Here is a 13,107-nt window from a genome sequence, read left to right as displayed (position 1 = left end):
GATTTATTTTTCTTTCTCGTATCCTTTTGGTCGCTTAGAACGAATTGGAGCTTTAGGTTCTGGTTTTAATTGGAATTCGTTTCCTTTTAATAATCGTAAAGCTTCTTGAACTGCTCTTTCTAATTGCGGATCATTTCCTTGTAATACTTTCTTAGGATCTTGAATTACTTCAATATCCGGAGCAACACCTTCGCCTTCTACAGCCCATTTCCCATCAACATCAAAGAATCCTCCACGAGGCGCAACCATTCTACCACCATCAATAAAACGAGGAGTATCCCAAGTTCCAACTAATCCACCCCAAGTTCTAGTTCCTACTAAAGGTCCGATTTTCTTAAATTTAAACATATACGGAAGTAAATCTCCACCAGAACCAGCACGTTCATTAATAATCATAACTTTTGGTCCCCAAATTCCAGCCATTGGAGTAGTCCAAGGTCTACGATCATTAGCTTTACTATTAAAATATCCCATTAAATCACGAGACATAATATCAATCATATAATCAGCTGCAGATCCACCACCATTATTTCTTTCATCGATAACGGCACCTTTTTTGTCTTGTTGAGAAAAGTAATAACGATTAAAAGATGTAAATCCAGGTCCAGAAGTATTTGGAACATAAACGTAAGCAAGTTTTCCGTTCGATAATTGATCTACTTTTCTTCTGTTGCTTTCAACCCAATCGATAGATCTTAAGAAACGTTCACTAAAAGTAGGTTTTACTAAAATAGATTTAGCTCCATCTGAACTTGGTTTAGAATTTACTTTGATATAAATTTCTCGTCCAGCTGTTTGTTCTAATAATTGATAAGGATTCATGTCACTAGTTAATTTTACTCCATTAACCTCGATAAGATAATCTCCTTTATTTACGTTTATTCCAGGTAAACCAAGTGGAGCAGAAACATTTGGATTCCAACGTTCTCCTTTATAAATTTTAGCAAAACGGTATAAACCTTTACTTTGTTCTAAATCTGCGCCTAATAATCCTACAGGAACTCGGTTTACATTTGGTGTATCTCCACCAGAAACATAAGAGTGACCGATAGCAACTTCACCACTCATAATATCTACTACATAATTTAAATCAGTTCTGTGTCTTACATGGTCAATCCATTCAGAATACCATTTATAAACATCGTCCCAAGGAGCACCGTGAACATTATCAACATATAAGAAATCACGCATGTATCTCCATCCTTCTTTAAAGATTTGATGTGCTTCAGCTTTCGGATCTACTTTTATTTTAAGATTTGTTTTTAACCTTCCTTTTGTTCCTTTTACAGGTGCTTTACTACTTACAATACTCCAATTACCACGACTTGATAATAAAACAGAATTTCTATCTTCAGTAGTCACCATTCCAGAAACTCCTTTAGAGAAAACAGTTGCTTTCTCTTTAGTAACATCATAAGAATGCATTGTAATTCCTGGTGTATTTGGAATAGCTTCAGCAATAAAAACTTTATTTTTTGGTCCTTTTGTTAAACCTAAGTAGTTTCTAGCAGGTAGTTTTAATGCAACAGCTCTATTAAAAATACCAGCTTCGTCAATAGTCACTATGACTTTTTCACTGTCTTTTTTACTAGGTTTTTTAGTGTCTTTTTTATTTTTAGAAGCTGTTTCTTCTTTTTTAGCAGCTTCTTCATCTGTTTTCGGAAGATTAGGAGCTTTGTCTTTTGAATTTAAAACAACAGCGTATAAGCTTCTAGATACACTAGGATCGTATGAACTCATATCTAACCAACCAGATTGTAAACCATAATCGGTACTTGCTAGTGTATAAATATATTTTCCAGAAGCATCCCAAACAGGTGAAATAGCATCAGCAATTGGATCTGTAATTTGAACTTTCTTTTTTGTACTTATTTGGTAAGCAAAAATAGATTTGAAATGACTGTCATTTTGTTTTGCATAAGCAATCCAGTCACTATCTGGAGACCAAACAGGATTCATCGATCTGTTAGGATGTGCATAACGATCTGTATCTACTTTAAAAGTCTTTTTTGTGTCTAAATTAATTACCCAAATATTAAAATCGGTATCGGTATAAGCGATGTATTTTCCATCTGGAGACCAATCTGGTCTAAAGTAGAAAGTTGGATTAGGTAATGAAATATACTGTTGGTTTTGTCCATCTTGATCAGCTAAAACTAATTCGTATTCTCCATTTTTATCAGAAAACCAAGCAACTTTATCACCTTTTGGAGACCAAATAGGTGAGCGATCTGCAACACCTGGTGAGTTGGTAAGATTTCTCCAAGTACCATTTTCTTTTGGTACTGTAAAGATTTCTCCACGATACTCAAAAATGGCTCTTTTTCCTTTAGGAGATACATTTGGGTTGGTTAAGTTTCTACCAGAAACATTCATCCAACGTGTTCTTGAATAATTTAAATCACCTTTTACATTAATTTTTATTTGTCTTGTGGTTTTAGTTTCAGGATTTAAAAAGTGAATATATCCACCTTGTTCGTAAACAATTCCATTAGTATTTGCATCTAAACTTTTTACATCAAATTTTTTATGAAATGTAATTTGACGCTCTAGTTTAGTTTTAATATCGTATGACCAAATATTACTTGTATAATCTCTTTCAGATAAATAATATACAATTCCGTTATGCCATACAGGATCTAAATGTCTTTCTTTATCTTTTTGCGGAGTAGTTTGTAAGGCTTTCGTTTTTAAATTTACAATCCAAATAGGCATTGCTTGTCCACCTCGGTAGTTTCTCCATTCTGCATCCCAGCTTGTAATAGGAGTATAAGCAATATATTTCCCATCAGCAGAAATTTCACCATATGCAGCTCTTGGAATTTCAACAGCTGTTGGCATTTCACCTTTAGGGGAAACTGTAAAGAATTTATTGGTTTGAGTAGGTCTTGATTCTCTACCAGAACGGAATAAGATTTTATTATCTGGAGTCCAGCCTTGAACAAAATCACCAGCAGGATGGTAAGTTAATCTTTTAGGTTCTCCACCTTCAGTAGGAATTACATAAACATCAATGTTTCCATCATATTGAGCTGTAAAAGCAATCATTTTTCCATCTTTAGAAAAATGAGGATTAGACTCATATCCTTCATGACTTGTAAGTCTAGCGGCATCGCCTCCATTTAAAGAAGCTTTCCATAAATCGTTTGCATAAACAAAAACTACATCATTTTGCGAAAGTGTAGGTTGTCTTAATAGTCTTGTGCCTTGAGAATTTCCAAAATAGAAAATTGACAAAGCCATAACTATGAGAATTTTTTTCATGATATTTTATTTGGTTAATGAAGTAAATAAAGGTACACAAAAAGGAAAACGGAAAGCGTGAAGAATTTGTTAAAGCGATTTAGATTTATATTAAAGTTTTAAATATTTAAAATGAATAGTGAGAATTGATTTTTCGTTCTAAAAAAATATACTTTCATACCATTTCTGTTTGCGTTAAAGGAAAATCATGTCTGAAAATTATGACTTGCTATTTAATTTAGTGATTAATTACAGTATTGTAATCCAAAAAACTATACTAAACATGGAAATAATGAATTATAGAAACTTAGTAAGTGTATGTGTTTTCTTTTTATTTGGAATTACTTCAATTACAAGTCAAAGTATAACTAGTATGAGTCCGTCTAAAGGTTCTTTAGCAGGAGAAACTTTAGTGACATTAAAAGGAAGTGGATTTGACAAAAATAAATCTGTTGGAGTCTTTTTTAAAAATGCAAAATATCCGAATGGAGTAGGAGTTTCAAGTATCACCTATGTAAATGATTCTACTATAACTTTTAAAACATCAAAACGATCAAATCCTCAGAGTTTTTCTGTGTATTTAGAATTAAAGAAAGATGCTAAAAAGGTTTATGCACCAATCAAATTTGAATACAAATTACCAGAAGTAAATACGATGAGTCCAGATACTACTACGGTAAAAGGAGGAAAAACTATTACTATAAAAGGGAAGTACTTTTCAGGAGCAACTTATGTAAAGTTTGGAAAATCGGGTAATAAACCAATATTTGTAAACGATTCAGTTATTAAAGTTAAAAACCCGCCTCATGTAGCTGGTAATGTAACTGTAGCTGTAGATGTTCAAGCTCAATATGTATCAGTACCTTTTCAATTCAATTATAAGAATAATTCTATAAAAAACACGTATGAATTATCTCTAGAAAATCTTACAGGATTAAGTTCAAATTATAAAGTTTATGTTTTAGGTTATAGTACAACTTCTCAAAAATATCTAGCTCTAAATAAAAACACTAAACAAGGAAATTTTAAAACGTTTTCAAGTAAAAAAGGATATATAGAATCTTATGAATTAGGAAAAGAAATAACAAGTATTACTCTATCGAATAAAAATGAAATTAATGGAGCACGAATTTATTTTTTCGTTAGAGATACAACTAAAAGATATCAAGATAATTCAAGTAAAACAACAAATGGAAATTTAGGATTTAAATTTAATGCATCGGGAGCTAATGTATTTCAGGTAAACAACCCACCTCAAAGTCAGTTTCCTCAATATAGTTATATAGAAGCAACATTTTTAAGAAAACAAAACCTGTATATAGATGCTTCTTTTGTGGATGGTTTTTTCTTTCCGGTTTCTATACTTGCTGAAGATAAATCAGGAAAAGAATTAGATAGAGTAGGGCAAACTGATGGAATTAGCGGAAATGAAGTAATTGAAGCATACCAAACATTCTTAAACCAAAAAGATGTTTCTAAGGGATATAAAGATTTAGTATATACACCTCAAGGAGAATCATCTGTTTTGTTAAACCCAGGTATGTATTTAAATAGTAATACAAATGATTTAGATTTAGTATTCAACGAAGCTATCGATCAATTATTTACAGATGCTAATATGAAAATGAATATTTGGCAAAATGGGAAAGGAAATTTTGCAAGAAACTATGCCGTAAATCCAATAAAAAAAATGGTGTTTCCTGGAACTACAAATACACATTCAGCATTAGAATTTACAAGTTCTAATGCAACAACACTGCACATATTTAATCCAGTTGGTTTTTCGGTAGTTTCTTACAAAGACTCAAAAAGTGGAGATATAAAACCGATTTTTGGAAAAATAAGTAATAATGTATTAACATTTAAAAATCCATTACCATCTGATTGTGGTTTAGTAACAGGAATGTATGTGAGTTCTGGAGGAGGTTCTACAGATGGAACAACGCAAATAACTGCAATTACCAAATTAAATAATACTATTACATCTGTTACTTTAAATTCAAGTACAGATTATTCTAGTTACTTTCAATACAAATTCTCCAAAGCACCAACGAATTATTATTATTCACCTGGACACATGACTTTCGCTGGAATAGGTTTATTTGCGGATGGAGTTTTTAGATATACAGATACTAATGATCAAGTTGTAGTAAAAGGGTTAGAAAACCAAATAAGTACCGCATTAAATAGAGGTGTAGCGCTATTAAGTTTTCCTGATACTACTTCTGCTGGTAGAACAACTAAAAACTGGGGAGATGAAACGAAATGGTATCCAGCAAAACAACCACAAAATATGTTCTCATATTTTATGCATACGGCTAAAGTTGGTACAAAACATATTTTTTCTTTACCTAAAAATGCAGTACAGTCAGCAAGAGGAACATATATGGCGAAAGCATATGGATTTGCATATGATGAAAATCCTATTGGAGGAAATCAAGGAAATCAGCCACAAGTTCCTTCAGAATTTCCAGGGGTTTTCCCCAAGAAAACAGAGAAGCTTAAATTAATTTTAGGTGTTTGGAAGAAAGCAAAATAAACGAATGAACCTTAATTGAAACCAAATATATTATGGAAACTAAAAATCAAACCATTTCAAATATTCCAGCTGGTTGGGTTGGTGGCTTCGCAAATTCTAATCCAGAATTTGCTTATCCAAATCCGAATTTAACTTCGTTGCCAATGCCAGATAATATGTTAAATATTGGAAGATTACAACGTCAGCAAGCAGTAAAATGGCCTGAGTTTAGCTGGGAAACAGAAATGGGAGCTGTAGATCCTAAACGATGTTATCAAATGTTTGCGCCAGATATTTCAAGAATAGGATATACAAATGAAGGTCGAGTATATTCTATTATTTGTCCGCAACAAGGAATTACATCTCCGCTTTTTGGATCATTAAATGTAGAAGTAACTGTTACTGGAACAAGAGGCTGGGTTAATGAAGATAACAGAGAATTAGCAGCAGAGATGGGTGTTGTAGGAAAAATATGGTTTAGTCCACCAAAATCGAAAGAAGGATGGATAGTTTCTGGAATTCAAAAGTTATTATGGGATAAATTACAAGAAGCACGTTTTCCATTTCCTTTTACTAAATCTCAAGCAATTATGGTTACAACTCATAAAAATGGAGCTCCAGATCAGCCAGTATTTCCAGTGAGAAAAGGGTTAAGTACAAGTTTTCCTATTCCTGACTTTGCTAAACATGAAGATGAAGCTTGGACTGTTGGGAATTTAGAAGTTCAAATAGGACCAATTGTTAAAACAGGTTATCCAATAGTTGACGAATTTAATGCATTGGTGATGGATGTTTTTAACTTAGGTTCTGGTAATATGTTACAGGAAAAAAACGTGCTAACATGGAATGTTTGGTTTACAGAGCCAGAACTTGTAAATCAGAATGAATGGGCGAGTCATGCTTGGAGATGGAGACAATCTATAGATGCAGATCATGGTTCTCCAGACGGACCAGGAACTGAAGCTAGGTATTACGATGGAACTCCATTTAGTGTTGATTTTAATTTAATTAAAAGACAAGAAGAATCAAAATTAATGAGCTTTTTAGAGCATTTTGATAGTGAAGAAAAAGATAAGATTCTAAAAGCTTTAGAAAGTATTTAATTACTAATACAGAATATTATTCAAAAATATTGTACGCCATCACTTCTTTCTATTTCTTTAAAAAAGTAAGTGATGGTGTCTGTGTTTTATTTAGCGAAAAGCTGATCTATATCTTTAAAGGCTTTAAATTCTAAAGCATTATTTTCAGGATCATTAAAAAACATAGTTGCTTGTTCACCAACTTTCCCTTTAAAACGAATAGTTGGTTCAATAACAAATTTTATGTTTACACTTTTTAAACGATCTGCTAATTTATGCCAGTCATCCCATGATAATACAACGCCAAAATGCGGAACAGGAACATCATGACCATCAACAGGGTTTGTAATTGATTTTGTTGGAATAAAGTTTTCTTTTTGATGAATTACCAATTGATGTCCAAAGAAATTAAAATCGACCCAATGTTCAGCACTTCTGCCTTCTTCACATTGTAAGATATCTCTGTAGTAAGTACGACATTTTTCTAAATTCTGTACTGGTATAGCTAAATGAAATGGTTGAATCATAAGAAAAAATTAAAAAGACTTTAAATATCAAAAATAATACACTTAAGTATATTATAGATACAGTTATAGCATTCTGTTTAATTTTTTCGATGTTGATTAACTAATTTTAGTACAACAGAAAGTTTTCTTTAGGATTTATATAATTAAAGAAAGTAATTTTCTTAAAAATAAGAATCAGCATAAATTAAAACTAACCTTATATTATGAGTATATATACCCTCGAAATTAACAAAGAAGAAGTTGAAGTGCTAAAAAAAAAATTTCGTAACGATAAAATAACTCCAGTTTTTTACGAACCTAAAGATTCTGGTTCCTATAATTTATTAAGAAAAGTATTTAATAAAAGATTTGATTTTATGCTTTCGCTAATCTTTCATCCATATACAAAAGAATATGTTGCTACTGCTATAGAGTTCTTTTCTTCTAATAATTTTCAATTTACAGTAAAATCAGAAGGACATGATAATGAAAGAAAATATGTGGCAGAGAAAGTAATTCCAACGAGAGAATATGTAAATAGAGCTTTAGATTGGATGGAAGAATGTCGCGATTATCAAATAGATGAAACCGATGGTTCATTTATAAGTTTTAAAGATAACTCTGTACCGACTAAAAATTATTTTTCACAAAACTACGATGCTTTAATTAAAATTAAAGAAACATATAGTGAAGATGAAAAATTTTTATTTAGAAGTAGAAAAACAATTATTTAGTATATCATGTTATTAACTAATTTGATTTTGAGTTATTAATATAGTTATAAAATCAAATTAGTTAATGACTTTTTTTAATCAACCAAAAATTAATTAACCTTTTGAAAACGGATAACTACATAATAGTTGCATCCGATCATAGTGCTACACTTTCTAAAATAGTTAATGAATTAAATAATTTACATGGATATAGTTGTATTACCGTAAACTCTGCCATTTTAGTAACTAGATTATTAGAAACAATTTCACCTAAGCTTATGATTTTGTATTTTAAGAATAATACTATTGAGTTTAATAGATTATTCCGTCAAAATATAAAGTTTGAATTCCCAATTTTATGCTTAATGAATCGTTATGAACTACTGCCAGAAATACCAGAAAAAACTCCTTTATTAATACAACCATTCGAAATTTTAGAAAACAAATACTTGTTAACTAACGTGAAAAGTGTTTTGTCTATGGTAAGATTCAATACATCAATCAAAAAAAATAAAAGAAAAGAAGAAAGTTCACTTTTAGAGAATAAAAATTTAGCTCGTTATGTTTTAGAATTGGATCAAAATAAAATGCTGTTCAAAAAAATAATGAGCAGAATTAAAGAATTAAGTAACGCTACAGATATTGGAACAAGAAATAAATTAAATTCGATTGTAAACAATATAAAACTGAATACAAAAACAGGTCATTGGGAAGATTTTAAAATGTATTTTGAAAGTATCAATCCAAATTTTATTAAGCAATTAACCACAAGATTTCCATGTTTAACCTCTAAAGATATTAAATATTGTTGTTACCTTAAAATGAACATGTCTAATGAAGATATCCGATATATTTTAGGTATAAATAAGGAAAGTGTTAGAACGCACAAATATCGATTAAAGAAAAAAATGACACTCGAGAGAGAGCAAGATTTAAGAACTTATATTAGTTCTATTTAATAAGAAGAGACTGTTTTTAAGCAGTCTCTTTTTTGTTTATAAATATTTTATTTCAGTTTAAAAATTGATAAAAAAAAAGCTGTCTATGTTTTGTGCACGTTTTTTTCAACCGATCTAAAAATGTTCATGATATGTATATCTACATTTTAAAGTTTTTTTCTCTCTAAGATATAAATTTGGAATATCAACCAAATTATACTTTAAAAATTGATTTCTAAAGCAATACAATTTACTGTTAATTCATTAAATCTATATTTAAAAAATAAATTCGGAGTATCCGAAAATATAGTGATTGCAAATAAAATTGTCGATCAAAATGGAGGCGAACCAATAGAAAATCAAAATAAAGTTTTAATTACAGTCGTTCATGTAGAGCAAGAAACTGTGAAATCTTTTTATAATAAGAATAGGAAGTTGAACGATAATAGTTTCGCAAATAAACCTCAAGATGAACGTTACAATGTATTTCTTTTAGTAACTCCAAATTTTGAAGATTATAATGAAACTTTAAAATTTTTGAGTGCTTCATTACAATTCTTTCAAACCTATCCGATTTTAGATGCCAATTATACTTCAAATATACCTAAAGAAATAAACCGATTAGAGTTTCAATTTGAAACAGGTGATGGATATCAACAAATGCACAATTTATGGAGTGCATTAGGAGCAAAATATAAGCCAAGTGTAATTTACCAAATGCGATTAATTACTATTGTTTCTGATGAAGTAAAAGGTTTTGAAACTGCTATTAACACAACTTCAAATACGTTTAAACATGTTGAAAAGTAGTTTCTATAAAATAGTATCATTAACAGTTTTACATAATTATTACACAGGTAATGTTTGTAAAGATTTAAAATATGAACCAGCTAAAGAATCTGGAGACATTATAAATAAATACGGATTTAAAATTATAATAACTGCGGTTGGTTTTGAATTGTATGTAGATAGAAAAGAGAACTTTTCTAATCTGTTGAATTACATTACTTCAACTACAGGAGAAACTACTTTTAAATTTCATGCAAGTACATTAAACCCATTGTTCTATCAATTTACAGAATTACCAATTAATGAGATAGGAATAACGCATTTCAATACAGATAATGCAATTGAAAATGTAGAAACTAATAAATTAATATTAACTCCTAGTTTTAGAAGTACAAATTCCGCTGATTACTTATTTGAATTTACTATTCGATTTGAAGATTTAATCAAATTGAATGATGAAAAAAAAGAAGCAAATTATGAGATTAAATTCGAAGCAAGAGCAACGCAATGGAAATATTATATTGTTAATACTACTGGACAACATTTAGGAAAATTATCAATAAAAGACACATCAGGAATACAATTTTCGGGACCAGAACAAATACTGCTACCCAATGAACAAAAAGCACAACTTTTTTCTTTAGTAGGAGACTTGTTACCATTTTCGGAAAAACCAATTTACACCTTTGATTTAATAAGTAATTCAATAAAAAATGGAGTTGAACGAAGTAAAGTTGTTTTTAAAGGATTACCAAAATCAAATCCAAAAGAAATAGCAATAAATGAGGAGTTATTGTCTTCAAAAATAACCTCCTTAATGTATGTATATATCTAAAAGAATAAAGCAATGCATAATTTAAAAACATGTTTAAATAGACCTCCTATGCCAAAAGGAGCAATAGAACCAAACTCAAAGGCTGTAAATGGAATGTTAGAGTTTGATGGTTATTATTGGTGGACAAATTATCCTTTTGGAATTTCGAATACAGGTTATTGGTTTAATAATCAACAATGGGATCCAAGATGTGCGTTTGTAGATGCTGATGGTTTGCATTTACAGATGAAGCAAACGCTTTTACCGAATGCTCCACATAAACAATGGTCATCTGTAGAGCTTGTACTTTGGGGAGAAACGATTAACAATCCAAACACACCTACTAATATACCAGAAAGAACTTACCCTGGTTATGGAAGATATTTGGTCGCTGCTGAATCAGTTTCAGGAATGTTTAATGATATCGCAAATAACTGCTGTTTTGGAGTATTCACATACCAATTTCAAGCAGACAATTCTATAATTAATAGTCATAGAGAATTAGATATGATTGAATTGAGCCGTTGGGGGAAAATTAATGATCCTACAAATGCTCAATTCACGCTACAACCTTGGGAGGCAACACCACAAAATGTACATAGAGTTGCATTAAATACAGAAAAAAGTAAAATAACAATAGTTATGGATTGGCAGGATGAAAATGCACCAGTTGTATTTTCAATTTATTACGGGGTTTATACATTAAAAACATTACCAACTAAGCCAGATATTACTTGGACAACAACTAGTAATCAGAATAAATTTATTCCAAATGAAGGGTGCCAAACAGTACACTTTAATTTATGGAGGCAACCACCAAATGTGGTTTATCCACAAGAGAATCAAGAAGTAATTATTAAAAAATTCGAATATCAAAAGAAAAATTAACTACAAAATAATCAATATGTTTTATGAACTTATCTACTATTAAATCTCCAGGGGTTTATATCAATGAGATAAATGCTTTTGGAAACTCAGTAGTGCCAGTGGCAACTGCAGTTCCAGCATTTATAGGATATACACCACAGGCAATGTATGATGGAAAATCATACACTAATGTGCCTAAGAAAATCACATCATTTTCAGATTTTCAAGCAATTTTCTGTTTGCCAGATCTGCCACCGCCAGCAGATCCATCACAACAATATACGCCAGAATACTATTTAGTTGCACAAGATAGTCAGCCAACAGAAGGTAATTATATTATGATTGGAACTACTTATTATTCTATTTTACCTGATCCTAACTCAATTTATTATCTGTACAACAGTGTGAAATTGTTTTATGATAATGGAGGAGGAGATGCTTATATTGTTTCTGTAGGTACTTACGGACCACTTTCGGGAGCACCAATGACGTTGGGAGATCAAATTGTAAATCCAAATGTACAATTGGATCAATTGACAAAAGGATTAGAATTGTTAAAGCAAGAGCAAGAACCAACGATGTATATCTGTCCAGAAGCAACATTACTATCTGTAGATAATAATGCATCTTTAACTCAAGCGATGTTATTACAAGCTTCATCAATGCAAACAGCTGTATGTATTTTTGATATTATAGGAGGAAATAATCCAGACCCTATCAATTATACTGAAGATATAGAAACATTTAGAAATGGAACAGGATCAAATGGATTAGATTTCGGAGCAGCATATTATCCTTTTGTAGGAACAACAATAATGCAACCTTCGGATATTAATTATACCAATTTATTTGGAGGAGATGTAAGTAAATTACAACCAATACTTAGTCCACCGGATAATCCAAATCCAACTGTAGATACAATCCTGCAAAATATTCAAAATCCACCTGAAGGAAAAGCCCTAACTGTAAGTCAATATAATAATTCACTTTTAGTTGCAAGTCCAACTTATAATACAATCATAGCTAATGTATTAGAAGATGCAAATATGTTACCCCCAAGTGGAGGTATGGCAGGAGTAATTACTGTTACAGATAATACAGTTGGTCCTTGGCAAGCGCCTGCAAATACATCGATGGTAGATGCTGTGAGTTTACCAATTCGAATTTCTGAAACACAACAAGCTGATTTAAATGTTGATGCAATTTCAGGAAAATCAATTAATGCAATTCGTTTTTTCAACGGTTTAGGAATCCTTATTTGGGGAGCAAGAACTTTAGATGGAAACAGTCAAGATTGGAGATATATTTCGGTAAGAAGAACTATGATTTTCATAGAACAGTCTTGTAAGTTAGCTGCTAATGCTTACGTTTTTGAACCAAATGATAAAAATACTTGGGAATCTGTAAAAGCTATGATTAGTAGTTTCTTAAATGATGTTTGGAAACAAGGAGGGTTACAAGGAGCAAGTGCAGCAGATGCATTTACAGTAGAGTGTGGATTAGGTTCTACAATGACTGGAGAAGATATTTTAAATGGATTTATGAATGTTTCTGTAAAAGTAGCAGTTGTAAGACCAGCAGAATTTATTGTAATTACTTTCCAACAACAAATGGCAACTTCAGCATAGAAGAGAGTA

General features: G+C 30.9%; 10 protein-coding genes. 8 read left to right on the top strand and 2 right to left on the bottom strand.

The window, feature by feature from the left end; genetic code table 11:
* Positions 1-3: 3 nt before the first annotated feature.
* The gene (locus ACSIGC_RS03830; protein ID WP_442266841.1) at positions 4-3,264 is read right to left on the bottom strand and encodes a S41 family peptidase; all 3,261 of its coding nucleotides are present in this window, start codon (positions 3,262-3,264) and stop codon (positions 4-6) included.
* A gap of 271 nt (positions 3,265-3,535) precedes the next feature.
* Here ACSIGC_RS03830 and ACSIGC_RS03825 point away from each other — a divergent pair, with 271 nt between their 5' ends.
* Together ACSIGC_RS03825 and ACSIGC_RS03820 are read left to right on the top strand one after the other, a co-directional pair.
* Positions 3,536-5,782, top strand: a complete 2,247-nt coding sequence (locus tag ACSIGC_RS03825) for an IPT/TIG domain-containing protein (protein ID WP_442266840.1) — start codon at positions 3,536-3,538, stop codon at positions 5,780-5,782.
* Between the two features lie 32 nt (positions 5,783-5,814).
* Positions 5,815-6,864, top strand: a complete 1,050-nt coding sequence (locus tag ACSIGC_RS03820) for a hypothetical protein (RefSeq protein WP_442266839.1) — start codon at positions 5,815-5,817, stop codon at positions 6,862-6,864.
* An 86-nt stretch (positions 6,865-6,950) separates the two neighbouring features.
* On the opposite strand, the gene ACSIGC_RS03815 is transcribed toward ACSIGC_RS03820, so the two are convergent.
* Positions 6,951-7,370, bottom strand: coding sequence for a VOC family protein (locus ACSIGC_RS03815; protein WP_442266838.1), 420 nt, complete (start codon positions 7,368-7,370; stop codon positions 6,951-6,953).
* Between the two features lie 203 nt (positions 7,371-7,573).
* Between ACSIGC_RS03815 and ACSIGC_RS03810 the strand changes: the two genes are divergently transcribed.
* The 6 genes from ACSIGC_RS03810 (at position 7,574) to ACSIGC_RS03785 (ending at position 13,098) form a co-directional block, all read left to right on the top strand.
* On the top strand, positions 7,574-8,083 hold the full coding sequence (locus ACSIGC_RS03810) for a BBE domain-containing protein (protein WP_442266837.1): 510 nt from the start codon (positions 7,574-7,576) through the stop codon (positions 8,081-8,083).
* A 101-nt stretch (positions 8,084-8,184) separates the two neighbouring features.
* Positions 8,185-9,021: a helix-turn-helix transcriptional regulator gene (locus ACSIGC_RS03805; RefSeq protein ID WP_442266836.1), complete on the top strand. Its 837-nt coding sequence runs from the start codon at positions 8,185-8,187 to the stop codon at positions 9,019-9,021.
* Between the two features lie 207 nt (positions 9,022-9,228).
* Positions 9,229-9,810, top strand: a complete 582-nt coding sequence (locus ACSIGC_RS03800) for a DUF4255 domain-containing protein (protein ID WP_442266835.1) — start codon at positions 9,229-9,231, stop codon at positions 9,808-9,810.
* Entirely contained in the window at positions 9,797-10,624 is an 828-nt protein-coding gene (locus ACSIGC_RS03795; RefSeq protein WP_442266834.1) for a hypothetical protein, read from the top strand. Before ACSIGC_RS03800 ends, ACSIGC_RS03795 begins: the two co-directional genes overlap by 14 nt.
* Before the next feature lie 12 nt (positions 10,625-10,636).
* Entirely contained in the window at positions 10,637-11,491 is an 855-nt protein-coding gene (locus ACSIGC_RS03790; RefSeq protein ID WP_442266833.1) for a hypothetical protein, read from the top strand.
* A 23-nt stretch (positions 11,492-11,514) separates the two neighbouring features.
* Positions 11,515-13,098 (top strand): phage tail sheath family protein, encoded by a 1,584-nt coding sequence (locus tag ACSIGC_RS03785; protein WP_442266832.1) that lies wholly within the window; start codon positions 11,515-11,517, stop codon positions 13,096-13,098.
* Positions 13,099-13,107: the final 9 nt, after the last annotated feature.

The organism is Tenacibaculum aquaeponti, from assembly GCF_052084715.1.
Taxonomy (GTDB): Bacteria; Bacteroidota; Bacteroidia; order Flavobacteriales; family Flavobacteriaceae; genus Polaribacter.
The sequence above is the reverse complement of the archived record's forward strand: the minus strand, read 5'-3'. Positions and strand labels throughout refer to the sequence as shown.